The following is a 23,986-nucleotide window of genomic DNA, read 5'->3' as shown; positions in this document are numbered from 1 at the left end:
GCCAGCTCCCCAATCTCCGTTCAGCCTGAGCGCAGTCGAAGGCCAAGGGAAACCCTCTCCCCGCAGCCCTTACGGCCGCAGGCCAAACTTGAAATTTCATAGTGTGGTAGGCGTTATCCCGTGGCCTTCGACTACGCTCAGGCTGAACGGATGTGAGGAGATCCTCCTCCTGCCTTTTTTCCTCCGCGCCCTCCGCGCCTCTGCGCGAACCACACCTCTTCGCGCCATCGCGCCTTCGCGTGAACGAAAAAAAGGGCGGACCGAAGCCCGCCCTCTCATAGATCACTCCGCCGCGACGCCCGCTGCCGAGAACATGTCGCCGGTTTCGCCCGGCTCCTCGTTCGCCGCCTTGGCGGTCTTGGCCTTTTGGCGGGTGTCGAACGCGTCCCAGACGTCGTTCCACTGGCCGCGGGTCGCCGCCTTGGAATATTCCGTGGCGCGCGTTTCGAAGAAGTTGGCATGCTCCACGCCGTTCAGCAGCGGGGTCAGCCAGGGCAGGGGATGCTCGTCGATCATATAGATCGGCTTCAGGCCCAGCTGGCTGAGGCGCCAGTCGGCGATGTAGCGGATATACTTCTTGATCTCCTTGGGCTTCATCCCCTCGACCGGGCCCATTTCAAAGGCGAGGTCGATGAAATTGTCCTCCAGGCGGATCGTCGTCTGGCACACATCGGCGATGTCGTCCTTGACCGCCTTGGTCAGGCACTGGCGCTCCTGGCAGAAGGCGTGGAACATGCGGATGATGCCTTCGCAGTGCAGGCTCTCGTCGCGCACCGACCAGCTGACGATCTGGCCCATGCCCTTCATCTTGTTGAAGCGCGGGAAGTTCATCAGCATCGCGAAGGACGCGAACAGCTGCACGCCCTCGGTGAAGCCGCCGAACATCGCCAGCGTACGCGCGATGTCCTCGTCGCTGTCGACGCCGAAATTCTGCATGTAATCATGCTTGTCCTTCATCTCGGCATATTCGAGGAAGGCGCCATATTCGCTCTCGGGCATGCCGATCGTGTCGAGCAGATGGCTGTAGGCGGCGATATGCACCGTCTCCATGTTGGAGAAGGCGGTCAGCATCATCTTGACCTCGGTCGGCTTGAACACCCGGCCGTATTTCTCGTGATAGCAGTCCTGCACCTCGACGTCGGCCTGGGTGAAGAAGCGGAAGATCTGGGTCAGCAGGTTGCGTTCGTGATCGGTCAGCTTCTGCGCCCAGTCGCGGCAATCCTCGCCCAGAGGCACCTCTTCGGGCAGCCAGTGGAGCTGTTGCTGGCGCTTCCAGAACTCGAACGCCCAAGGGTATTCGAAGGGCTTATACTGCTTGGAGGCTTGGAGGAGAGGCATCAGGGTTACTCCGGATACAAATCAAATGAGGTGATAGGGTGAAGGCCGGTTCAGCCACTACTCGCCCAGGAGCGCAGAGCGGTGGCGAAACCGGCGAGAATGATTCCGCCCATGGCGAACATGGTGCCCGCGATCAGCCGGGCGTAACGGCCCTGCTCCGACCGGGGGGTGCGGAGTTGCAGCAACAGCGTTGCGCCGATCCCGGTTAACAGGGCGGCAACGCCGTACATGATCGCCGCCCCCGTCATGCGACCATTTCCAGCGTTGCGCGTTCCGAACCCGAACCCAACACAGGAGACGTAAGATGGTCGATGTCAGCCAGATCAAGGAACATGCCGAAGTCGTCGGCGCGGACGGCGTCCATGTCGGCACGGTCGATCATGTCGATGGCGACCGCATCAAGCTGACGAAGAACGACAGCCCGCAGACCCAGGACGGGCAGGGCGCCAAGCACCATTACCTGCCGCTCGGCCTGGTCGCCGAGGTCGAGGGCGACACCGTCCGCCTGTCGGCCACCGGCCAGAACGCCGTCGACCAGTTCGAAGAGGCTGAGTGAGCAATACTCTCCCTCTCCCAGTGGGAGAGGGAGGGAGCGCCCGTCAGGGCGCGGAAGGGTGAGGGTGGTGTCGTTCATGCGACGCCGCCCTTTTTCTTTGTGAGCGCGACACCCTCATCCTTCCCACACGGCTGCGCCGCGCGGGCCCCTTCCTTCTCCCACAGGGAGAAGGAGATACGTTCCATCACGCCTTCGAGATTCTCCATCACGTCGGCGTTCGTCACGCGGACCGTCCGATACCCCTCGCGCGTCATGAAGTCTTCGCGCGACGCGTCATAGCCTTCCGCGACGGCATGGGTGTCGCCGTCGACCTCGATGACCAGCTTTTCGGAAAAGCACAGCATGTCGGCGAAGAATGGTCCCAGCGGCGTCTGGTGACGCCATTTCAGATGCGGATAGGTTTGACGCAACGCGCGGAGCAGTCGGCGTTCGGGTTCGGACGCCTCGCGGCGGAGTTGGCGGGCGCGAGGAACCGTACCAGTCGGTTGATTCTCGTAAAGGCGCATCTGCCCTCACCCTTCCGCCGCTACGCGGCTCCCTCCCTCTCCCGGAGGGAGAGGGATCAGACCGTCTCACCCCTCTCCCCTCGGGAGAGGGAGGGGCCCGCCCGGCATAAGCCGGGTGGGAGGGTGAGGGCGGCCTATGCTCTCAAAGCCCGATTACTGACATGCCAGGCATTCGTCATAATCGGTCGTCTCACCGATCTCGAACTTGGGCGCGCTGATCGTGTTGTCCGCCTCGACGCCGCCGCTTCCGGCGAAACCGGCGCGCTGTACCGACTTCGAACGGAGATAATAGAGCGACTTGATGCCCAACTCCCAGGCGCGGAAGTGGAGCATCAGCAGGTCCCACTTTTCCACATCGGCCGGGATGAACAGGTTCAGCGACTGCGCCTGGTCGATATAAGGCGTCCGATCACCCGCCAGTTCGAGCAGCCAGCGCTGGTCGATCTCGAACGAGGTCTTGAACGTGTCCTTCTCTTCCGGCGACAGGAAGTCGAGATGCTGGACCGAGCCGCCATGCTCGAGGATCGAGTTCCAGACCGCGTCCGAATTCTTCGACTTCGCGATCAGGATCTTCTCGAGATAGGCGTTTTTGACCGCGAACGACCCGGACAGCGTCTTGTGGGTATAGATGTTCGCGGGGATCGGCTCGATACAGGCGCTGGTGCCGCCGCAGATGATGCTGATCGACGCGGTCGGCGCGATCGCCATCTTGCAGCTGAAACGCTCCATCACCCCGACATCCGCCGCGTCGGGGCACGGCCCGCGCTCGACCGCCAGCGTCATCGACGCCTGGTTCACCTGCGCGTTGATGTGCTTGAACATGCGCAGGTTCCACGACTTGGCCATCGCGCCTTCGAAGGGAAGCCCGCGCGCCTGGAGGAAGCTGTGGAAGCCCATCACGCCCAGGCCGACCGAGCGCTCGCGACCGGCCGAATAGGCGGCGCGCTCCATGCCAGGCTCGTGCCGTTCGATATAGTCCTGCAGCACATTGTCGAGGAAGCGCATCACGTCCTCGATAAACTGCTTGTCGTCCTTCCACTCGTCCCAGGTTTCCAGGTTGAGCGACGACAGGCAGCAGACGGCGGTGCGGTCCTTGCCCTTATGGTCGATGCCGGTCGGCAGGGTGATTTCCGAACACAGGTTCGACGTCGACACCTTCAGCCCCAGCTCGCGATGGTGCTTGGGCATGTTCTTGTTCACATGATCGGCGAACACGATATACGGCTCGCCGGTCGCCAGACGGGTTTCGACCAGCTTCTGGAACAGCGCCCGCGCGTCGACGGTCGCGCGGACCTCGCCGGTCTTCGGGCTCTTCAGCTGCCATTCGGCGCCGTCGCGCACCGCTTCCATGAAGGCGTCGGGGATCAGCACGCCGTGGTGCAGGTTCAGCGCCTTGCGGTTGAAGTCGCCGCTGGGCTTGCGGATCTCCAGGAACTCCTCGATCTCGGGGTGCGAGATGTCGAGATAGCAGGCGGCCGAACCGCGACGCAGCGAACCCTGGCTGATCGCCAGCGTCAGCGAATCCATCACGCGGACGAAGGGGATGATGCCGCTGGTCTTGCCGTTCAGGCCGACCGGCTCGCCGATGCCGCGCACCTGGCCCCAATAGGTACCGATGCCGCCGCCGCGCGACGCCAGCCAGACATTCTCGTTCCAGGTGGTGACGATGCCGTCCAGGCTGTCGGGCACCGAATTGAGGTAGCAGCTGATCGGCAGGCCGCGACCGGTGCCGCCGTTCGACAGCACCGGCGTGGCGGGCATGAACCACAGCTTCGAGATATAGTCGTACAGCCGCTGGGCATGTTCGGCATTGTCGGCATAGGCCGAGGCCACGCGCACGAACAGGTCTTGATAGCTTTCGCCGGGCAGGAGATAGCGGTCGTTCAGCGTTTCCTTGCCGAAGTCGGTCAGCAGCGCGTCGCGCGCATGGTCGACCTCGACCGGATAGGGTTGCGGGCGCACCGACTTGGTGTCCGCCGGGGTCGGGGCGGGCGCCGCGTTCTGGGCCGTATCCGCCGCCATCTTTTCGAGCATATCAGTGGTCATGTCGCTATCCCGGCTATCCCTGAAATCCATCATCGATGCCGCTCCTTTGTTCTTGTTCCGTTCGAGCCGGCATCCAGCCCCTAGCACCGCGCGCCAGGCGCGTCGCGATCAGGATGGGAAGGGAGGTATAATCCCCGATTCCGGGGCTTCCTCCGCATCCGGCCATGCATTTCGGCATGACCTCATCCTACCAGTGCTTGGGGCCCTTCCCAACCTCTTCCACAATCCTTAGTGGAAAATCCCGAGCAGCACCGCAAGAGGTTAAAGCGCAGGACGGGGGTTGGTTGCGACGAATGGCGGGCGCGTTCGGGCCGCCCAAAAGCCGCGACGCACGGATGTCTGCGGGGTTCGGGAAGCGCAAGTCCCTAAAAATATTTTTTGGCCGCCGGGATCAGCGAGGGACGAGCAGGAAGAGCGCGATGAGGCCGAGAATCGCCACCGCCATCTGGGGTGGCCGCAGCCGCGCGAAATGCCCCGGCGCGCCGCCCCAACTGGCCAGCCAGGGATCGGTCAGCGCGATCGACGCATAGCCCAGGATCAACAATCCGAAGCCGGTCGACGGCCCTGCGATCAAGGCCAGCAGCCCCAGCGAGAAGCGCAGGATCATCGTCGCCATCTGCGAGACATGGGTACCGCCCGGCGTGAAGAAACTCAGGCCGCGCGTGATGCCCGCCAGAAAGATCAGGATCGCCGCTCCCCAAATCTGTCCGATGAGCAGGGCCAGCGGCATACCCGCCCAGGCGGCCAGCGCGGTGAGGGGCAGCACCAGCACCGGACCATAGCCGAAGACCAGACTGAGCAGGGGGATCCGGCGCGATGCGCCCTCCGGCGTGGGGGCGGGGGCGGGGGCGGGGGCCGGATTGGCGCCCGGATTGGGAGTGGTCGGGGTCATGACGGCGCGAACGTGCGGCGCGGCGTTCCTATCCCGCCCCGATGCCGCCGCCCGTGCCGCCGCCGCCCGTGCGGGCGGTACCGATCAGGCGGATCGAAGCCGTGCGTCCCCCTCCTCCTGTGCCTTGTCCAGCCATGGATGATCCTCGGGCAGCGGCGTGGCGAAGGCCAGGCCCACCCGTCCCTCGCGCTCCCATCGGATATAGCCGCGAACGGGGGCGTCGCCGCCGAGGCGGATGCCGACCGCCGCCCCGCCCACGATATAGGCGGGGGGAAGCCCTTCGATCATGGTGCCGGTGGTCGACAGGTCGCGGATGCGGACATCGATCGTCGCATCCCCCGACAGGATCTGGGCGATGCGCAGGATCTTCACCCGAGGGCGACGGAGCGATTTCAGGCCGACCGGTTCGGCATGGCCGCCATGCTCGCGCATCGACTGGGGGACGTCGGGCGCCTCCATCGGCTTGCCATAGACGAAGCCCTGGATATGGCTGCACCCCAGGCTGCGGATCATCTCGATCTCGTCCTGGATCTCGACGCCTTCGGCGGTCGTCTCCATGCCCAGCGTGTCGGCCATGGTCACGATCGCGCGGATGATCGCGGCATTGCGGCTGCCCTGGCTGCTCGCGCCGCGTACGAAGGACTGGTCGATCTTGATCTTGTCGAACGGTGCGTGACGCAGATAGCCGAGCGAGGAATAGCCCGTGCCGAAATCGTCGAGCGCCAGCCGGATGCCCAGCGCCTTCAACGCGGCGAACTGGCGATGCGATTCCTGATTGTCGTTCAGGAAGACGCTCTCGGTGATCTCCAACTCCAGCCGCGCCGCCGCGAGGCCCGATTGTGCCAGTGCCTGCGCGACCAGCGCGGGCAGATGCGGCTTGGCGAACTGGATCGACGACACGTTGACCGCCACGCGCGCCTCCCGCGGCCAGCCCGCCGCCTCGGCACAGGCGGTGCGCATCACCCATTCGCCGATCTGTTCGATCAGGCCGCAATCCTCGGCGACCGGAATGAACTGCGACGGCGGGATGTTGCCCTGTTCGGGGTGGTGCCAGCGCAGCAGGGCTTCATAACCGACGATCATCGCATCGCGGGTGGACACGACCGGCTGATAGACCAGGCGGAACTGCCCCTGCGCGACGGCGATGCGCAGGTCTTCCTCCATCCGCTTGCGGCTGCGCGCGCCTTCCAGCATCGCCTCGGCATAGAAACGGTGGACGCCGCGCCCGTCGCCCTTGGCCGCGTACAGGCCCAGATCGGCGTTGCGGATCAGCGTCTGCGAATCCTCGCCGTCATAGGGCGCGATGGCGATGCCGATCGAACAGCCGATCGTGACCTCGTTGCCCAGAATGTCATAGGGGCGCGACAGCGCGGCAATTATCCGGTCGGCCAGCATGGCCAGCCGGTCGCGCGCATCGATGCCGGGCAGCAGGATCTGGAACTCGTCGCCGCCCAGCCGCCCGACCAGCCCGACATCGCCGACCACCTCTTCCAGCCGCCGCGCGACCTGTTGCAGCAACAGGTCCCCTGCCTGATGGCCCAGCGTGTCGTTGACCGCCTTGAACCGGTCGAGGTCCATCAGGAACAGCGCATTGGGGCGCCAGGGGTGGATCGACTGTTTCAGCGTCTTGTCGAGCGACAGGGTCATGCGCTGGCGATTGGCCAGCCCGGTCAGGCTGTCGAACAGCGCCAGGCGGGTGATTTCCGCCTCCGACCGGCGCTTCTCGGTCAGGTCGGAGCCCGAACCGATAAAGCCGCGGAACCGGCCGATACTGTCCAGGATCGGTCGGCCGGAGATCGACCACCAGCGTTCCGACACCGCTCCCCCCTCGGCCACCGCGCAGACGGTGTAATCGGAAAAGCCGGTGCGCGACGACAGGTGGAAGGACAGGGTCCGTTCGGTGCCGGGTGCGGAGGGATCCATCTGGAACAGCTCGGTGAGCACTTGCCCACGGCTGTCGAGACCCGAGGCGGCCAGATCGCGTGCGACCTTGTCCGACAGATAGGTGAGCCGCCCATGCCGATCGGTTTCCCAGAACCAGCCGGTGCCATGCTCCTCGAACTCGGCGATCATCTTCACCGCCTGCTGCCCCTGGCCAAAGGCCTGGGCGCGGTCGCGGGCGCCGTCATAATCCAGCTGCCCGACGACGCGCGCCTTGAGGATCAGGAAGATCAGCGGCGGGAGGACCGCTACCAGGACCGGCAGCACCGACACGCCCCAGGCCAGTGCCGTGACCGGCGCCAGAAACGCGAAGCCGAAGGAATAGCCCAGCAGCGCGCCGCGCACCGCGTTCAGCATCGATGCGGTCGCCCACATGGTGCAGGCGAGCGTCAGCACGGCCACCCATCCGCTGGTGCCGTGATGCGCATTCGCCACGATCAGCAGCATCGGCCCGGTGGCCAGCGCGACCAGCAGGCCCATGACGCTCAGCCATTGTTTCAGCCGGTAGAAGGGCCATTGCCGAGCGACGCCGCGCCACAGCACGAAACCGAAGACCAGCGTGGCCGCCACCATCAGGCCGCCCGCCACTGCCCTTTCGATCCGTTGGGACAACGGCTCGCCCAGCGAATCGACCCCCAAGATGGTTGCCACGGCCACCAGATTCTGCAGGACGGCCAGCGGCCAGGTACGGCACAGCGTCTTCAGACGCCCCAGGTGGAGCGACACCAGCAACTCGTCATTATCCTCGGCCAGCCCCATCAGGGCGAGGAAGGACAGGGTCTTGGAGGAGGCTGGCGACATGCGGGGTGCGGGTTTCCAATAATGTCGCGCCACCCTGCGCTAATGCTGGTTAAGATAGCTTGAAACCGGCGCCCTCCATTGCGCCGGCCGCGCCCCTTTCGCTAAGGACGGATGCATGACGACCCTGATCCGCGACACCGACCTGATCGAGAGCGTGGCCGACGCGCTCCAGTTCATCAGCTATTACCACCCGATGGATTATATCCGTGCGCTGGGTAAGGCCTATGAGGCTGAGAAGAGCCCGGCGGCCAAGGATGCCATCGCACAAATCCTGACCAACAGCCGGATGTGCGCGGAGGGGCATCGCCCGATCTGCCAGGACACCGGCATTGTCACGGTCTTCGTGAAATGGGGCCAGGACTGCCGCCTGTCGGGCGACCGTTCGCTCCAGGAGGTCGTCGATGAGGGCGTGCGCCGCGCCTATCTCCATCCCGAGAACAAGCTGCGCGCCTCGATCCTCGCCGACCCAGCCTTCACCCGCCGCAATACCAAGGACAACACGCCCTCGGTCCTCCATGTCGAGATGGTGCCGGGCAACAAGGTGACCGTCGACGTCGCGGCCAAGGGCGGCGGCTCGGAGAACAAGTCGAAGTTCAAGATGATGAACCCGTCCGACTCGATCGTCGACTGGGTGCTGGAAATGGTGCCGCAAATGGGCGCGGGCTGGTGCCCGCCCGGCATGCTCGGCATCGGCATCGGCGGCACGGCGGAAAAGGCGGTGCTGCTCGCCAAGGAATCGCTGATGGGCGCGATCGACATGGGCCAGCTCAAGGAGCGTGGACCGCGCAACGACATCGAGGCGCTGCGCATCGAGCTGTTCGACAAGGTCAATGCGCTGGGCATCGGTGCGCAGGGGCTGGGTGGCCTGTCCACCATCCTCGACGTCAAGATCATGGACTGGCCGACCCACGCCGCGTCCAAGCCCGTCGCGATGATCCCCAACTGCGCCGCGACCCGCCACGCGCATTTCACGCTGGACGGCTCGGGCCCGGTCTATCTCGAAGCCCCCAAGCTGGAGGAATGGCCCAAGGTCGACTGGAAGCCGGACCTTCAGGCGGCCAAGCGCGTCGACCTGAACACGCTGACGCCGGAAGAGGTGAAGAGCTGGAAGCATGGCGACCGGCTGCTCTTGAACGGCAAGATGCTGACGGGGCGCGACGCCGCGCACAAGCGGATCAAGGACATGCTCGACCGCGGCGAGGAGCTGCCGGTCGAGTTCAAGGGCCGGGTGATCTATTATGTCGGACCCGTAGATCCGGTCGGCGAGGAAGTGGTCGGCCCCGCCGGTCCCACGACCGCGACCCGCATGGACAAGTTCACCCGCATGATGCTCGACCAGGGCCTGCTGGCGATGGTCGGCAAGGCCGAGCGCGGCCCGGCCGCCACCGACGCGATCCGCGAACACCAGTCCGCCTATCTGATGGCGGTCGGCGGCGCGGCGTACCTCGTCGCCCGCGCGATCAAGGGATCGAAGGTCGTCGGCTTCGAAGACCTGGGCATGGAGGCGATCTACGAATTCGACGTGGAGAACTTCCCCGTCACCGTCGCGGTCGATTCCGAAGGCCAGAACGTCCATACCCTGGCCCCGCTGGTGTGGCGCGAGAAGATCGCCAAGGAAGGCCTGCTGACCCCGGCGTAAATCAAATTCTCCCCATCGTCAGGTGGGGAGAGGGGCCATGCGAAACATGGTGGAGGGGCGGGCTCCTCCACCATGAGGATGCTGCCCGGCGGTCCTCCCTGCTCAAGCGAGCTCGTTCCTCACAGCATCTCGTCTTCCATATCGGGCATGGGAACCATGAACTCGGCAAAAGTCGCGGGCAGGGTCGTACCGATGGCCAGCAGCGCGGTGAGCCATCCGATCCAATGCATTCGCTGCGTCGGAACCGGCCAGCCGAGATCGGGGGCTACGGCCATCCAGCCGATGAGCAGCGTCACCAGTCCGATATAGGCGGCAAAGGCCCGCGCGGTGGCGCGCAGCAACGCTGCATATTCGAACTCGTCATAAATCGCTCGCCCACGTTCCGTCGCCCAGCTTTCTCGCGCGAAAGGCGACCAGGAAACGAAGAATACGGGCAATGCCGCCAGGAATATGGGCGGATGATTGCTGGCCCCGCTTATCCAGGGCGCGACCAGCGCGGCTATGGTCGATCCCGCCAGCGCCCATCGCACCCAAGAGCGCCTGGGCCGCTGTCCGGACGCTTGCCATTTTCGCACGTCATAGCCGTCGCGATAGCCGGTCATGTGGCGTCTTCCTGATCGGGAAAGGGGATAGCGAACTCGGCGAGCAGGACGGGCAGGTTCGTGCCGATCACCAGCAGAGCCGCCGCCCATGTCGCCCAGTCTGAAAACTGCCGGGGCATCGGCCAGCCATAATGGCTGGCGAACGCGCACCATCCCATGGCGGTGAGCGCCAGTACCATCATCGTCCCATAGGCACGGTGATGCGCCTGCATCAGGGCCTGTTTCTCGAACTCGTCATAGTCGCGATACTTCGCGCGGGCGAAGGGCGAGCGGCCCGAGGCGGCGCCCAGTCCCGCGATGACCAGCGCTCCGAAGTTGAGCCCGACGTCCTGCCAGACCTGCACGACGGCCAGCCCGATCGCCAGGACGACCACGCCGACCAGCCACCAGCGCAGGGTGCGGTTCCGATAGGGGCGGTTGGCGCATTCCGATGACCTCTCGCCCGCCGCGGGGGGCCGGTCCAGCGGCGGCTGTCATAGCGCATCAGGCGTCTCCATCCCGACGCAGCGCATCGGTCAGCGAGGGGAAGGGGGTGAGGGAGAAGATCAGCTCGACCGGTGCGTCGAAATAGGCGGCGATCTTCAGGCCCAGTTCGAGGCTGGGTTTATAGTCGCCGCGCTCGAGATAGCCGATGGTCTGCGGATTGACGCCGACCGCCTCCGCCAGTTCGCGCCGCGATACGTTGCGGTCGTTCCGGAACAGGGCGATGCGGTTGTGCATACAGGCAAGCTATATGCGTTGTTGTGTTTACACAACGATTCGTTTTGGATGGTCTAGGGTCGTGCGACTATGTTCCTCCCCGGTACGGGGAGGGGGACCATGCGCAGCATGGTGGAGGGGGATTGCCGCAGGGGACGTCCTTTATGGCAATCCCCCCTCCGTCAGGCCTACGGCCTGCCACCTCCCCGTACCGGGGAGGATCAATTTCTGTACAGCGCGTCCAGACGGTCGCCATACACCTCGCGCAGGACGTGGCGGCGGATCTTCAGCGACGGGGTCAGTTGCTCGTTTTCGATCGCGAAGGGTTCGTCGGCGATGATGAAGCGGCGGATACGCTCGGTCACCGACAGGTCGCGGTTCACCCGGTCGATCGCGGCCGAAATCGCGCCCCGGAAATCGAGATCGTCGTCCAGCGCGGCGCGATTGCAGCCGGTGCCCGACTTGGCGCACCATTCGGCGGTCCATTCGGCATCGGGCACGATCAGCGCGACCATATAGGGCCGCCGGTCGCCCGCGATCATCGCCTGGCCGATCTCGGGTTGCAGGGTCAGCATCCCCTCGACCTTCTGGGGGGCGACATTCTCGCCCTTGTCGTTGATGATCAGGTCCTTCTTGCGGTCGGTGATGCGCAGGCGGCCCGCCGCATCGATCTCGCCGATATCGCCCGTGTGGAGCCAGCCGTCCTTGAGCACGCGGTCCGTCTCGGTCGGGTTGCGCCAGTATCCGTGCATGACCAGTTCGCCGCGCACCAGGATCTCGCCATCCTCGGCGATCCGCACCTCGGTCTTGTCGAGCGGCGGACCGACCGTGTCCATGCGCACACCGGCCTTGGGCCGGTTGCAGGCGATGACCGGCGCGGCCTCAGTCTGGCCATAGCCTTGCAGCAGGGTGAGGCCGATCGAATGGAAGAACAGTCCGATCTCGGGGTTGAGCGGCGCGCCGCCCGACACCATCGCCTTCAACCGGCCGCCGAACTTCCTGGCGATCTTGGGCTTGAACAGCGTGTTGACCGCCAGCTGCGCAGGGCGATCGATCAGCCGCAAGCGGCCGTCATAGCTCTTGGCCCCCAGCACCAGCGCCTGGTCGAGCAGCCGTGCGCCCAGCCCGCCCTTCTTCTCGATCGCCTTGGCGATGCGGGTGTGCAGCACCTCGAACAGGCGGGGCACGACGAACATGATCGTCGGGCGCACCTCCTCGATATTGGCCGCCAGCTTGTCGAGACCCTCGGCATAATAGATCTGTCCGCCCAGCGAGATGGGGAAATGCTGCCCCCCGGTATGCTCATAGGCGTGGGAGAGGGGGAGGAAGGACAGGAACACCTCGTCGTCCCAGCCGAAATCCTCGGCGATCACCGCGCTGCATCCGGCGCAATTGTGCAGGATCGCGCCGTGATGCTGCATCACCCCGCGCGGCGCGCCGCCGGTGCCGGAGGTGTAGATGATGCAGGCCAGATCCTCGCGGGTGAAATCGGCTTGTGCGGCCACCACCACGGGGTCGGCGGGATGCTCCGAGAGCATCGCGTCATATTGACGGCACTCGATCTGGCTCGGCCCCAGCTTCAGCGGCTCGATCCCGATCACCGTCTGGACGTGGTTGGAACGGAGCGCGGCGGGCATCAGCGTCGTCGCCAGCTTCTGCGTCGACACGATGATCGCGCGCGCGCCCGAATTCTCGATGATATGCGCGTGGTCGCGCTCGGTATTGGTGGTGTAGGTCGGCACGGTCACGCCGCCCGCCGCCATGATGGCGAGGTCGGCGATGCACCATTCGGGGCGGTTCTCCGATACCAGCATCACCCGGTCGCCACGTTGCAGCCCGGTGGCCTTCAACCCCGCCGACAGGCTGGCGACCTGGCGCGCCGCCTCGGCCCAGCTGATCGACTGCCAGGCCCCGGCTTCCTTGCGCCAGAGGAACGGCGCGTCACCCTTTTCGGCGGCGCGCGTGAAGAACATGGTGATCAGATTGGGGAAAAATTCGAGCGTACGCATGGTGCCTCTCCCACCGGCCCGTATCGCACGGCGTAACGCGCGATCGGGCTCTTTGTTTGCTTATTCCGCCGGACGACCCGGCTTGTCGCCGACGCGTCGGATCGCGGTCGTCCGGCCGGTCACGTCGATCGCCGCACCCTCGCTGCGCGGATCGGCGGCACCGACCCAGCGGCCGCCGACCCGCTCGATGGCATTGGCCTTCAGACCCATCGGCGCGACGACCACCGTCTCGCCCAACGCTTGCAGGCCGGGGACGAGCGCCTCCAGCGCGGTGCCCTGTTCGACGGTCGCGACCTTGTACGGCGCGAAGAGCAGCCCTTGCGCGATCGCATCCTGCGCGCTCAGCTTCCAGTCGATGACGCCGATGATCGCCTTGGCGACCTGCGCGATAATGGTCGATCCGCCCGCCGCGCCGACCGCCAGACGGACCTTGCCGTCGGGGCCATAGACGATGGTCGGCGACATCGAACTGCGCGGGCGCTTGCCGCCCTGAACCCGGTTGGCGACCAGATCGCCGTCCTTGACCGGCACGATGTCGAAATCGGTCAGCTCGTTGTTCAGCATCGTCCCGTCGACCGACAGGCCCGAGCCGAACGAACCCTCGACGGTGGTCGTCACCTCGGCAACGTTACCGGCGGCATCGACGGTGACGAGATCGGTGGTGCCGGGCACCTCGCTGACCGGCGCGCGGACACGAGGCGGGGCATCGGGCGGCGTGCCGGGCGAGACCGACGCCATGGTGCGGTCGGGCGAGATCAGCGCCGAGCGGCTGGCGATATAGGCCGGGTCGAATAGGCCCTTGATCGGCACGCGGACATAATCGGGATCGCCCAGATACATGTCACGATCCGCATAAGCGAGCCGCGAGGCTTCGGCGAACAGATGCCAGGCCTGCGGAGAATCCTTGCCCAGCTTGGCCATGTCGAAGCGTTCGAGCAGCTTCAGGATCGACAACATCGTCGAACCGCCGCCCGAGGACGGCCCCATGCTGCACACCCTGTACCCGCGATAGGTGGCGCAGAGCGGTGGGCGCGGCTTTGCGGCGTAGCTGGCCAGGTCGCCGGTCGTCATCTTCGACGGATTGCGCTGGGCGGTGTTGACCGTCGTCACCAGCTTCTGCGCCTGTGGCCCGATATAGAAGCTGTCGGGACCGAGCCTGGCGATCCGCTCCAAAAGTGCGGCCTGTTCGGCATTGCGGATCGTGCTGCCAAGCGGGAGGACCTGTCCGTCCGGGCCGGTCAGCCGGGCGCGGGTGGCGGCATCGACATGGCCGCCATAGCGGGTCAGCGCGGTCTGGAGACGCGGGGTCAGCTGGAACCCGTCGCGCGCCAGCCGGATGGCGGGCTGGAACAGCCGCGCCCAGGGCAGCTTGCCACCTTGCGCATGGGCCAGCGCCATGCCGCGCAGTGCGCCGGGCACGCCGACGCTGCGTCCGCCGGGGACGGCATCGGCATGGCTGAGCGGGCGGCCATCGGAGCCGTAGAACCAGTCGGGCGTCGCGGCCATCGGCGCGGTTTCGCGCGCGTCGATGGTGTTGGTGCCGCGCGCGTCATGGCGTACCCAATAGCTGCCGCCGCCGATGCCGGAGCTTTGCGGCTCGACCACGTTCAGCGCCAGCATCGTCGCGATGGCGGCGTCGGTCGCACTGCCGCCTGCCCGCAATATCTCGACCCCGGCGGCGGCGGCGCGGGGGTCGGCGGCGCTGACCATCCCTTCGGCGGGGGCCTTAGTGGGGGCCTTGGCGGGCTGGCGTGCTTCGGCGGGCGCGGCGAACGGCAGCGTCAGCGCCGCCATGGAGAGGAGCCAGTGCTTCATGCGGCCAACCCTAGCGGCAAGGCTCTCCCTACGCCAAGCCGTAACGTCAGGCGCCGACGGCCTCGCTCACGCTGGCGAACCCGTCGCGGGCGAGCAGCGCATCGAGATCGGTCAGGACGCGCGCGGCCAGCCCCGGCCCCTCATAGACCAGTGCCGAATAGAGCTGGACCAGGCTGGCTCCGGCCCGGATGCGGGCATAGGCCTCTGCGCCGGAGTCGATCCCGCCCGCCGCGATCAGGGTCATCGCCGCCCCGGTAGCCTTGCGGAAATCCACGAGCCGCGCGCGGGCGAGCGGGGCGAGGGGGCGGCCCGACAGCCCGCCGGTCTCGGCGGCGTTGGCGCTCTTCACGTCCGGCCGGGTGATGGTGGTGTTGCCGATGATGATCGCGTCCAGCCGGTTGTCGATCGCGGCGCGCGCGATCTCGTCGATCTGGGCGGGGTCGAGATCGGGGGCGACCTTCAGGAACAGCGGCACCGTGCCTGCCGCCTCGCGCGACGCGGCGAGCAATTCGGCAAGTGCCGCGCCATGCTGGAGGTCGCGCAGGCCCGGCGTGTTGGGGCTGGAGATGTTAATCGTGATGTAATCGGCGATCGGCGCCGCGCAGGCCACGCCATGCCGGTAATCGGCGATCCGGTCGGCGGCGTCCTTGTTCGCGCCGACATTGATGCCCAGCACGCCCTTGCGCTTCGCGGCCTTCGCGCGCGCCAGTCCCGCGTCCAGCCCGCCATTGTTGAAGCCGTAGCGGTTGACCACCCCCTGGTCCTCGACCAGCCGGAACAGGCGGGGCTTGGGATTGCCCGGCTGGGGCTTGGGGGTCAGCGTGCCGATCTCGACCATGCCGAAGCCCAGGCCAAAAAAGCCGTCGATCGCCTCGCCATTCTTGTCGACCCCGGCGGCCAGCCCCAGCGGGTTGGCGAAGTCGATCCCCGCCACCTTGGTCGCAAGGCGGGGATAGCGCGCCGGATCGGTCCCCATCGGTGCGCCGAGTGCGCCCCAACGCGACAGCATCGCGACCGTCAGACCATGGGCGCGTTCGGCATCGAGGGCGAAGAGGAGCGGGTGATAAAAGGCCATGTCGGCCCAGTTAGCGGATTGCGGGGGGAGGGGGAAGAAGGCGGTTGTCCCCTATCTTCTCCCCTCCCGTAGACGGGAGGGGTCGGGGGAGGGCAGGGAGCCTCGCAGAGACCTTCGCCTGTGGCTTTTCCCTCCCCCATCCCCTCCCGCTTGCGGGAGGGGCGTGCCCAGATCAGCGGTTGGGCGTTATCTCCAGAAGGAACGCTATTACCCAACATGGGTTGGTGGGGACCCACAGGGAGAGCCCCGATGAAGACCCCCGTCGCATTCACCCCCCAGGTCGAAGACGTTAGCCCTAAGGAAGGCGAAACCGTCGACCAGATGAACCAGTCGTTCGAGCACATCCTCGACACCACGTCGAAGGACTATGGCCACGGCGTCCGCGCCGTCCATGCCAAGGCGCATGGCATCATCCGGGGCAAGCTGAAGGTTCACGACAACCTCCCGCCCGAATTGGCACAGGGGCTCTTCGCCGGGCCGGGCGAGTATGAGGCGGTCGCGCGCATCTCGACCAATCCGGGCGACATATTGGATGACGCCATCGGCCTGCCGCGTGGGCTCGCGCTGAAGATCATCGGGGTTGAGGGCGAGCGGCTGCCGGGCTCGGAGGGCGATGCGACGCAGGACTTCGTCATGGCCAATGCGCCGGTTTTCACCGCGCCGACGGCGGACGCCTTTGCCAAGAACCTCAAGATGCTGGCGTCCACCACCGACAAGTTCGAGGGCGGCAAGAAGCTGCTGTCGGGCATATTGCGCGGGATCGAGGCGACGCTGGAGACGGTCGGCCTGGAGAGCGCGACGCTTCAGACGCTGGGCGGGGCCAAGCAGGCGCACCCGCTGGGCGAAACCTATTACAGTCAGACGCCGTTCCGCTATGGCGACCATATCGCCAAGTTCGGCCTGTTCCCGGTCAGCCCCGCGCTGACCCAGTTGACCGGCGACACGGTCAATACGCACGACCGCCCCGATGCCCTTCGCGAAGTGGTGCGCGAGGTGATGATCGAGCAGGGCGGCGAGTGGGAGCTTCGCGTCCAGCTCAACCGCGACCTCGACGCGATGCCGATCGAGGACGCCACCGCCGAGTGGAGCGAGGAGGACAGCCCGTACATCACCGTCGCGACCTTCACGGCGGAACCGCAGATCAGCTGGCAGGACGGCCAGACCAACGCGATCGACGATGCGCTGTCCTACAGCATCTGGCACGGGCTGGCCGCGCACCGGCCGCTGGGCAATATCAACCGGGCGCGCAAGGACACCTATCGTTTCTCGGCCGACTATCGCGGCCGGGTGAATGGCTGCCCGATGCACGAGCCGCGCGCCATGGCCGAGTTGCCGTGACGCGGCGGCAGCGGCTAGGATGGGCGGCATGATCCGTCTGTTTCATGTCAGCGACGTGCATTTCGGTGCCGAGGACCCCGCCGCGCTCGCCTGGTTCGCCGAGCGGGTCGCGGCGGAAAAGCCGCATGCGGTCATCATGACCGGCGACCTGACCATGCGCGCGACCAAGCGCGAGTTCCAGGCGGGCGGCGCATGGCTGCAATCGCTGGGTGTGCCGGTGACGGTCGAGGTCGGCAATCACGATATCCCCTATTATTGGGACCCGTTCCGGCGGCTGTTCGCCCCTTATCAGCGTTACGCCGCGATCGAGCGGATGATCGAAAAGCCGCTCGACCTGCCCGGCGTGACCGTCGTGCCGCTGAAGACCACCGCGCGCGCGCAATGGCGGTGGAACTGGTCCAAGGGGCGGGTGAGCCGCAGCTCGCTCCGCCGCGCACTGGCGCTGATCGAGCAGGCGCCCAAGGATCATCTGATCCTGGTCGCCGCGCATCATCCGCTGATCGAGGGGCCGACCAAGGGCACGGCGAAGACCCGCAACGGCGACGAAGCGCTGACCCAGCTGGCGGCGGCGGGGGCGCGTGCGGTGCTGTCGGGCCATGTCCACGACCCGTTCGACGTGCCGATCGACCGCGACGGCCGGATCATCCGCATGATCGGAGCGGGCACCCTGTCCAAGCGGACGCGCAAGACTCCGCCTGCGTTCAACGAACTGCGGGTGGAGGGGCTGGGGTTCGAGACGCTGGTCCGCAGTTTCGGCGAGACCGCGCCGCATGTGATTACCGAGGATATGCGGGCGGGGTGATGGGAGGGGGCAGGGCGTGGGTTTCGACTGCGCTCAGCCTGAACGGTTGTTTATGTAAGACTGATCTTCAACCTCCGTTCAGCCTGAGCGAAGTCGAAGGCCACACTCAGACCCCCGGATCACCCCCGCATCACATGCGGCCGCGCCGCGACCTGATCGTACATCCGCCCCGGCTGGTCGAGCCAGATCGGCGACAGCTTGCTGGAATCCGTCCGCTCCAGCCCGACCGCATAGGCGCAGCGCGCCATGCCCCAGTCGGTATGCGCGGCGGCGGCGAGGATCGGTACGAACATCGGGCGGCCCGCCGCGTCGATCACATGGATCGCCTCGCGCGGCAGGGCGGTGACGCCGCGCACGGTGCGGCTTTCACCCGGTGCCAGCGCGAAGGGCGGGACGATCGGGCGGCCCTGCGGCTGATGCGCCAGCTCGATCAGCTGTCCGTCGAGCCCGGCATGGGCGCTGAGCAGACGCAGGTCGACCGCGACCCGGCCGATCGGCGTCGCGCCGCTGTTATGCACCGTCACCTCGGCCTCGATAGTTGCCGACAGCATGTTGAGGCCGACACGCACCGGACGGGCCTCGACCGCCAGGAAGCTGGGCTCGGGCGGCAGCGCCGGAGCGGCGGGCGGGGGCGGCGTCGGCTCGGCACGCGGGGCCGTGTCGGGCACCGGCGCAGGTGTCCGCTCGACCGGATCGGCGGCGGCGCGCGGGGCGGGCGCCGGGAGCGCCGGAGCCTTACGGCTGCGGCGACCCAGCCAGATGCCGATGGCCAGCGCGGCGAGGCCCGTGCCGATCAGCATCGGCCAGAAGGGCAGGCCGCGATCCGAGTCATTCTGTTGCTCGGGGGCGACGGTGCCCGGCGCGGCGATGGCGGGGGCCTGTTCGTTGGCGATGGTCATGCCGTCCACACTCGGCTCGGTCCCGCCGACCGGCTGGGCCTCGCGATCGGGCAGGCGCGTGGCTGGCGGCTCGGGCGAGGGCGCCGGTACGGGCACCTCGACCGGGGTCGGGCTGGGCGTCGGCGTCGGTGTCGCGCGCGGGGTGGGCCGGGGCGTCGGGGTGGCGCGCGGCGTCGGCGTTGCGGCCGGGACGGCCTGCGGCGTGGTCTGGCTGGGCAGGACCAGGCGCGGCGTCGGCGGGGTCGGCACGGCCGACGGATTGGCCTGCGGCGTCGAAAGGCGCGGGCTCAGGCTGAAGCTTTCCAGTCCGCCGGTGCCTGGGCGCGCGGCGTCATTGTCCTGCGACGTGGTCTGGAACGGGACGGCAGCGGCGGGCAGCGGGGCAAGCACCGGCACCAGCGTCAGGGCAAGAAGGCGCGCGGCGCGGCGCGGCCCGGACGATGTCATGAAATGCATTCCTCGTGGTAACTACAATCTTCAACCGCCGTCCGGGTCCCAGACCCGGCCGCACCAGCCGTGCCCCGGAGGCCCGGCGGATGCAACCCCATATAGTAACCGCATATGCGGCCAATATGTGGCAAGCCCCGCGCCAGCGGGAACTTTGCCCTGGCCTGAGCGTGCGTCGGTTTGACACCCGGGGGTGCAGCGCCTATATCGCCATCACTCACCACGATCTTCGGGAAATGACGCGCCTTCGCGCAGCGTGTCGGTCGAATGGAAGGTCGCTGGTTCAACGGACGCCGGATGCCGCCGCAGTCATTTGCGAGCGGCCTTTCGGCGTCTGTCGTTGCGTCTCGCCCGGAGGCATCCGGGCAGTGATTTACGGCTGACGAGGCAGACAGACCCATGGCAACCAAGGCGATCGACAGCGGCTCCGCCCCGCGCAAGGGCGATGGCGGCACCGCCAAGCGGCGTATCCGCAAGGTGTTCGGCGATATCCACGAAGTGGTGCAGATGCCGAACCTGATCGAGGTTCAGCGCGAAAGCTACGAGCAGTTCCTGCGCTCGGACAAGTCCACGGGCCATGTCTCGGGGCTGGAAAAGACGCTGCGCAGCGTCTTCCCGATCCAGGATTTCGCGGGCACCGCCTATCTGGACTTCGACGATTACGTCCTCGAGGACCCGAAGTTCGACGTGGAAGAGTGCCGCCAGCGGGGCATCACCTATGCCGCGCCGATGCGCGTCACGCTGCGCCTGACCGCGTTCGAGGTCGATCCCGATACCGAAGCCAAGTCGGTCATCGATATCAAGGAGCAGGACGTCTACATGGGCGACATGCCCCTGATGACGGAGAACGGCACCTTCTTCATCAACGGCACCGAGCGCGTCATCGTCAGCCAGATGCATCGTTCGCCGGGCGTGCTGTTCGACCATGACCGCGGCAAGACCCATGCCTCGGGCAAGTATCTCTTCGCCGCGCGCGTGATCCCGTATCGCGGCTCGTGGCTGGACTTCGAGTTCGACGCCAAGGACATCGTCAACGTCCGTATCGACCGCAAGCGTAAGCTGCCGGTGACGGCGCTGCTCTATGCGCTGGGCATGAACTCGGAAGAGATCCTCAACTATTTCTACAACCGCCTGACCTTCGTTCGCGGCGATGGCGGCTGGAAGATCCCGTTCCAGGCCGAGAACTGGCGCGGTGCCAAGCCGATGTTCGACATCGTCGACGCCAGCTCGGGCGAGGTCGTGTTCCCGGCCGGTCAGAAGATTTCGCCGCGCGCTGCCAACAAGGCAGCCAAGGACGGCCTGTCGCAGCTGCTGATCCCGACCGAGGAAATCTTCGGTCGCTATTCGGCCTATGACCTGATCAACGAGCAGACCGGCGAAATCTACGTCGAAGCCGGTGACGAGATCAGCGCCGAGAACCTCGAAGCGCTGGACAAGGCGGGCGTCGACACGATCGAACTGCTCGACATCGACCATGTCGCGACCGGTCCGTGGATCCGCAACACGCTGAAGGCCGACAAGGCCGAAGAGCGCGAGCAGGCGCTGTCCGACATCTACCGCGTGATGCGCCCCGGCGAGCCGCCGACGCTGGAGACGGCAGAGTCGCTGTTCGCTGGCCTGTTCTTCGATCCCGATCGCTACGACCTGTCGGCCGTGGGTCGCGTCAAGCTGAACATGCGCCTCGACCTCGACTGCCCGGACACGGTGACGACGCTGCGCACCGAGGACATTCTGGCGGTCGTCAAGACGCTGGTCGACCTGAAGGACGGCAAGGGCGAGATCGACGATATTGACAATCTTGGCAACCGTCGTGTGCGTTCGGTGGGCGAGCTGCTGGAGAACCAGTATCGCGTCGGCCTGCTGCGCATGGAGCGTGCGGTCAAGGAGCGCATGTCGTCGGTCGACGTGTCGACCGTCATGCCGAACGACCTGATCAACGCCAAGCCCGCGGTCGCCGCAGTGCGTGAGTTCTTCGGTTCGTCGCAGCTGTCGCAGTTCATGGACCAGACCAACCCGCTCTCCGAAGTGACGCACAAGCGTCGCGTCTCGGCGCTCGGGCCGGGCGGTCTGACGCGTGAGCGTGCGGGCTTCGAAGTCCGCGACGTTCACCCGACCCACTATGGTCGTATCTGCCCGATCGAAACGCCGGAAGGCCCGAACATCGGTCTGATCAACTCGCTGTCGACCTTCGCCCGCGTCAACAAGTACGGCTTCATCGAGACGCCGTACCGCAAGGTGATCGACGGCCGCGTTACCGACGAGGTCGTGTACCTGTCGGCGATGGAAGAGCAGAAGCACACGGTCGCCCAGGCTTCGGCCGCGACGGATGCCGACAACCGCTTCACCGAGGATCTGGTCTCGGCACGTCAGGCGGGTGAATTCCTGATGGCGCTGCCCGATCAGATCACCCTGATGGACGTGTCGCCAAAGCAGCTCGTCTCGGTCGCCGCCTCGCTCATTCCGTTCCTGGAAAACGACGACGCCAACCGCGCGCTCATGGGCTCGAACATGCAGCGCCAGGCCGTGCCGCTGGTGAAGGCGGAAGCGCCTTTCGTCGGCACCGGCATGGAAGAGACCGTGGCCCGCGACTCGGGTGCGGCGATCGCGGCGAAGCGCGCCGGTATCGTCGACCAGGTCGATGCGTCGCGTATCGTGGTTCGCGCGACCGGAGAGGTCGATGCGGGCAAGTCGGGCGTCGACATCTACACGCTGATGAAGTTCCAGCGTTCGAACCAGTCGACCTGCATCAACCAGCGTCCGCTGGTGAAGGTGGGCGACGTCGTGAAGGCGGGCGACGTGATCGCCGACGGCCCCTCGACCGAGTTCGGCGAGCTGGCGCTGGGCCGCAACGCGCTCGTCGCGTTCATGCCCTGGAACGGCTACAACTATGAGGACTCGATCCTCATCTCCGAGCGGATCGTGAAGGACGACGTGTTCACGTCGATCCATATCGACGAGTTCGAAGTCATGGCGCGCGACACCAAGCTCGGGCCGGAAGACATCACCCGCGACATCCCGAACGTGGGTGAAGAGGCGCTGCGCAACCTCGACGAGGCGGGCATCGTCTATGTCGGGGCCGAGGTGGAGCCGGGCGACATCCTGGTCGGCAAGATCACGCCGAAGGGCGAATCGCCGATGACGCCGGAGGAAAAGCTCCTCCGCGCGATCTTCGGTGAAAAGGCCAGCGACGTGCGCGACACCTCGCTGCGTCTGCCGCCGGGCGTGGCCGGTACGATTGTCGACGTTCGCGTCTTCAATCGTCACGGCATCGACAAGGACGAGCGCGCGATGGCGATCGAGCGCGAGGAGATCGAGCGTCTGAAGAAGGACGCCGACGACGAGCGCACGATCCTCAACCGGGCGACCTGGAGCCGCCTGCGCGAGATGCTGCTCGACCAGACCGCCACCGCTGCGCCCAAGGGCGTGAAGAAGGGCATCGTCATCGATGCCGAGGTGCTGGAATCGGTCGATCGTCACGAATGGTGGAAGTTCGCCGTCGCCGACGACGCGCGCCAGAGCGATCTGGAAGCGGTCAAGGCGCAGTATGACGAAGCCGCCAAGCGGATCACGGACAAGTTCCATGACCGTCGCGACAAGCTGGAGCGTGGTGACGAGCTGCCGCCGGGCGTGCTGAAGATGGTCAAGGTCTTCGTCGCGGTGAAGCGCAAGCTGCAGCCGGGCGACAAGATGGCCGGCCGTCACGGCAACAAGGGCGTCATCAGCCGCATCCTGCCGCAGGAGGACATGCCCTTCCTCGCGGACGGTACGCCGGTCGATCTCGTGCTGAACCCGCTGGGCGTGCCGTCGCGCATGAACGTCGGTCAGATCTTCGAGACGCATCTGGGCTGGGCGGCGCGCAATCTGGGTATGCAGGTCGCGGCGCAGCTCGAGGATTGGCGTGAAGCCAACCCCGACGCCAAGCCGGGCGCGGTGCCGGAAGCGGTGAAGTCGCGGCTCGTGGAAATCTACGGCGATCACTATGCCGAAGACATCCAGAACCGGGACGACGAGGAAGTGGCCGAGCTGGTCCAGAACATCCGCACCGGCGTGCCGATGGGGACCCCGGTGTTCGACGGCGCGCGCGAAAGCGACGTGTCGGAGATGCTGGAGCTGGCGGGCCTTCACACCTCGGGCCAGTCGGACCTGTTCGACGGGCGCACCGGCGATCAGTTCGACCGCAAGGTGACCGTCGGCATCATCTACATGCTGAAGCTGCACCACCTGGTCGACGACAAGATCCACGCGCGTTCGATCGGGCCGTACTCGCTCGTTACCCAGCAGCCGCTGGGCGGTAAGGCGCAGTTCGGTGGCCAGCGCTTCGGTGAGATGGAAGTGTGGGCGCTGCAGGCTTATGGCGCGGCGTACACGCTCCAGGAAATGCTGACGGTGAAGTCGGACGACGTGGTCGGCCGCACCAAGGTCTACGAAGCGATCGTCAAGGGCGACGATACCTTCGAGGCGGGCATCCCGGAGAGCTTCAACGTGCTGGTCAAGGAAATGCGCTCGCTGGGTCTCAACGTCGACCTCAAGTCGATGGAAGACGCCCAGGACGACGGTCTGGCCGAGGCGGCGGAGTAACGA

Annotated in this window: 18 protein-coding genes; 5 read left to right on the top strand and 13 right to left on the bottom strand. The window is 66.2% G+C overall.

Annotated features, from left to right (window positions below; genetic code table 11):
- Positions 1 to 282: 282 nt before the first annotated feature.
- Both GGQ89_RS06255 and GGQ89_RS06250 read right to left on the bottom strand, forming a co-directional pair.
- Positions 283 to 1,338, bottom strand: a complete 1,056-nt coding sequence (locus tag GGQ89_RS06255; RefSeq protein WP_056436728.1) for a ribonucleotide-diphosphate reductase subunit beta — start codon at positions 1,336 to 1,338, stop codon at positions 283 to 285.
- Positions 1,339 to 1,388: 50 nt separating this feature from the next.
- Positions 1,389 to 1,586, bottom strand: a complete 198-nt coding sequence (locus tag GGQ89_RS06250; RefSeq protein ID WP_076717506.1) for a hypothetical protein — start codon at positions 1,584 to 1,586, stop codon at positions 1,389 to 1,391.
- Between the two features lie 56 nt (positions 1,587 to 1,642).
- Here GGQ89_RS06250 and GGQ89_RS06245 point away from each other — a divergent pair, with 56 nt between their 5' ends.
- Positions 1,643 to 1,894, top strand: coding sequence for a DUF2171 domain-containing protein (locus GGQ89_RS06245; RefSeq protein ID WP_042489736.1), 252 nt, complete (start codon positions 1,643 to 1,645; stop codon positions 1,892 to 1,894).
- 74 nt (positions 1,895 to 1,968) lie between these two features.
- Here GGQ89_RS06245 and GGQ89_RS06240 read toward each other — a convergent pair whose 3' ends face one another.
- From GGQ89_RS06240 to GGQ89_RS06225, 4 genes are all read right to left on the bottom strand, one after another.
- Positions 1,969 to 2,400 carry an endonuclease domain-containing protein gene (locus GGQ89_RS06240; protein ID WP_184104941.1) on the bottom strand — a complete coding sequence of 144 codons (432 nt, stop codon included), beginning with the start codon at positions 2,398 to 2,400 and terminating at the stop codon, positions 1,969 to 1,971.
- Positions 2,401 to 2,553: 153 nt separating this feature from the next.
- The gene (locus GGQ89_RS06235; protein WP_056436738.1) at positions 2,554 to 4,476 is read right to left on the bottom strand and encodes a ribonucleoside-diphosphate reductase subunit alpha; all 1,923 of its coding nucleotides are present in this window, start codon (positions 4,474 to 4,476) and stop codon (positions 2,554 to 2,556) included.
- Positions 4,477 to 4,837: 361 nt separating this feature from the next.
- A complete protein-coding gene (locus GGQ89_RS06230; protein WP_184104939.1) occupies positions 4,838 to 5,338 on the bottom strand; it encodes a DUF3429 domain-containing protein in 501 nt (166 codons plus the stop codon).
- An 84-nt stretch (positions 5,339 to 5,422) separates the two neighbouring features.
- Entirely contained in the window at positions 5,423 to 8,080 is a 2,658-nt protein-coding gene (locus tag GGQ89_RS06225; protein WP_240456532.1) for a putative bifunctional diguanylate cyclase/phosphodiesterase, read from the bottom strand.
- Between the two features lie 115 nt (positions 8,081 to 8,195).
- Between GGQ89_RS06225 and GGQ89_RS06220 the strand changes: the two genes are divergently transcribed.
- On the top strand, positions 8,196 to 9,719 hold the full coding sequence (locus GGQ89_RS06220; protein WP_184104937.1) for a fumarate hydratase: 1,524 nt from the start codon (positions 8,196 to 8,198) through the stop codon (positions 9,717 to 9,719).
- 119 nt (positions 9,720 to 9,838) lie between these two features.
- On the opposite strand, the gene GGQ89_RS06215 is transcribed toward GGQ89_RS06220, so the two are convergent.
- From GGQ89_RS06215 to GGQ89_RS06190, 6 genes are all read right to left on the bottom strand, one after another.
- Positions 9,839 to 10,321 (bottom strand): hypothetical protein, encoded by a 483-nt coding sequence (locus GGQ89_RS06215; protein ID WP_184104935.1) that lies wholly within the window; start codon positions 10,319 to 10,321, stop codon positions 9,839 to 9,841.
- Entirely contained in the window at positions 10,318 to 10,695 is a 378-nt protein-coding gene (locus GGQ89_RS06210) for a hypothetical protein (protein WP_240456533.1), read from the bottom strand. The genes GGQ89_RS06215 and GGQ89_RS06210 overlap by 4 nt, the downstream gene beginning before the upstream one ends.
- A 109-nt stretch (positions 10,696 to 10,804) precedes the next feature.
- Positions 10,805 to 11,041 (bottom strand): helix-turn-helix transcriptional regulator, encoded by a 237-nt coding sequence (locus GGQ89_RS06205; protein ID WP_056436755.1) that lies wholly within the window; start codon positions 11,039 to 11,041, stop codon positions 10,805 to 10,807.
- A gap of 200 nt (positions 11,042 to 11,241) precedes the next feature.
- Entirely contained in the window at positions 11,242 to 13,029 is a 1,788-nt protein-coding gene (locus tag GGQ89_RS06200) for an AMP-dependent synthetase/ligase (RefSeq protein WP_184104933.1), read from the bottom strand.
- Positions 13,030 to 13,089: 60 nt separating this feature from the next.
- On the bottom strand, positions 13,090 to 14,844 hold the full coding sequence (gene ggt, locus GGQ89_RS06195) for a gamma-glutamyltransferase (RefSeq protein ID WP_240456534.1): 1,755 nt from the start codon (positions 14,842 to 14,844) through the stop codon (positions 13,090 to 13,092).
- A 46-nt stretch (positions 14,845 to 14,890) separates the two neighbouring features.
- Positions 14,891 to 15,919, bottom strand: a complete 1,029-nt coding sequence (locus GGQ89_RS06190) for a quinone-dependent dihydroorotate dehydrogenase (protein ID WP_184104931.1) — start codon at positions 15,917 to 15,919, stop codon at positions 14,891 to 14,893.
- A 249-nt stretch (positions 15,920 to 16,168) separates the two neighbouring features.
- On the opposite strand from GGQ89_RS06190, the gene GGQ89_RS06185 reads away from it, so the two are divergent.
- Both GGQ89_RS06185 and GGQ89_RS06180 read left to right on the top strand, forming a co-directional pair.
- Positions 16,169 to 17,257 (top strand): catalase family protein, encoded by a 1,089-nt coding sequence (locus GGQ89_RS06185; protein WP_184104929.1) that lies wholly within the window; start codon positions 16,169 to 16,171, stop codon positions 17,255 to 17,257.
- 28 nt (positions 17,258 to 17,285) lie between these two features.
- Positions 17,286 to 18,059 carry a metallophosphoesterase family protein gene (locus GGQ89_RS06180; RefSeq protein WP_184104927.1) on the top strand — a complete coding sequence of 258 codons (774 nt, stop codon included), beginning with the start codon at positions 17,286 to 17,288 and terminating at the stop codon, positions 18,057 to 18,059.
- 119 nt (positions 18,060 to 18,178) lie between these two features.
- On the opposite strand, the gene GGQ89_RS06175 is transcribed toward GGQ89_RS06180, so the two are convergent.
- Positions 18,179 to 19,405, bottom strand: coding sequence for a hypothetical protein (locus GGQ89_RS06175; RefSeq protein WP_184104925.1), 1,227 nt, complete (start codon positions 19,403 to 19,405; stop codon positions 18,179 to 18,181).
- Positions 19,406 to 19,804: 399 nt separating this feature from the next.
- Between GGQ89_RS06175 and rpoB the strand changes: the two genes are divergently transcribed.
- Complete coding sequence (gene rpoB, locus GGQ89_RS06170; RefSeq protein WP_184104923.1) at positions 19,805 to 23,983, top strand: DNA-directed RNA polymerase subunit beta; 4,179 nt, start codon at positions 19,805 to 19,807, stop codon at positions 23,981 to 23,983.
- The last annotated feature ends 3 nt before the right edge of the window (positions 23,984 to 23,986 follow it).

Origin of the sequence: Sphingomonas yabuuchiae, assembly GCF_014199595.1 — a bacterium.
GTDB lineage: Bacteria > Pseudomonadota > Alphaproteobacteria > Sphingomonadales > Sphingomonadaceae > Sphingomonas > Sphingomonas yabuuchiae.
Note: the sequence above shows the minus strand (reverse complement) of the source record. Positions and strands in the feature narration are given on the sequence as shown.

Bases quoted from the DNA above. Each gene is read 5' to 3' on its own strand.
- GGQ89_RS06255 (WP_056436728.1), bottom strand. From the start codon at position 1,338: ATGCCTCTCCTCCAAGCCTCCAAGCAGTATAAGCCCTTCGAATACCCT.
- GGQ89_RS06250 (WP_076717506.1), bottom strand. From the start codon at position 1,586: ATGACGGGGGCGGCGATCATGTACGGCGTTGCCGCCCTGTTAACCGGG.
- GGQ89_RS06245 (WP_042489736.1), top strand. From the start codon at position 1,643: ATGGTCGATGTCAGCCAGATCAAGGAACATGCCGAAGTCGTCGGCGCG.
- GGQ89_RS06240 (WP_184104941.1), bottom strand. From the start codon at position 2,400: ATGCGCCTTTACGAGAATCAACCGACTGGTACGGTTCCTCGCGCCCGC.
- GGQ89_RS06235 (WP_056436738.1), bottom strand. From the start codon at position 4,476: ATGGATTTCAGGGATAGCCGGGATAGCGACATGACCACTGATATGCTC.
- GGQ89_RS06230 (WP_184104939.1), bottom strand. From the start codon at position 5,338: ATGACCCCGACCACTCCCAATCCGGGCGCCAATCCGGCCCCCGCCCCC.
- GGQ89_RS06225 (WP_240456532.1), bottom strand. From the start codon at position 8,080: ATGTCGCCAGCCTCCTCCAAGACCCTGTCCTTCCTCGCCCTGATGGGG.
- GGQ89_RS06220 (WP_184104937.1), top strand. From the start codon at position 8,196: ATGACGACCCTGATCCGCGACACCGACCTGATCGAGAGCGTGGCCGAC.
- GGQ89_RS06215 (WP_184104935.1), bottom strand. From the start codon at position 10,321: ATGACCGGCTATCGCGACGGCTATGACGTGCGAAAATGGCAAGCGTCC.
- GGQ89_RS06205 (WP_056436755.1), bottom strand. From the start codon at position 11,041: ATGCACAACCGCATCGCCCTGTTCCGGAACGACCGCAACGTATCGCGG.
- GGQ89_RS06200 (WP_184104933.1), bottom strand. From the start codon at position 13,029: ATGCGTACGCTCGAATTTTTCCCCAATCTGATCACCATGTTCTTCACG.
- ggt (WP_240456534.1), bottom strand. From the start codon at position 14,844: ATGAAGCACTGGCTCCTCTCCATGGCGGCGCTGACGCTGCCGTTCGCC.
- GGQ89_RS06190 (WP_184104931.1), bottom strand. From the start codon at position 15,919: ATGGCCTTTTATCACCCGCTCCTCTTCGCCCTCGATGCCGAACGCGCC.
- GGQ89_RS06185 (WP_184104929.1), top strand. From the start codon at position 16,169: ATGAAGACCCCCGTCGCATTCACCCCCCAGGTCGAAGACGTTAGCCCT.
- GGQ89_RS06180 (WP_184104927.1), top strand. From the start codon at position 17,286: ATGATCCGTCTGTTTCATGTCAGCGACGTGCATTTCGGTGCCGAGGAC.
- GGQ89_RS06175 (WP_184104925.1), bottom strand. From the start codon at position 19,405: ATGACATCGTCCGGGCCGCGCCGCGCCGCGCGCCTTCTTGCCCTGACG.
- rpoB (WP_184104923.1), top strand. From the start codon at position 19,805: ATGGCAACCAAGGCGATCGACAGCGGCTCCGCCCCGCGCAAGGGCGAT.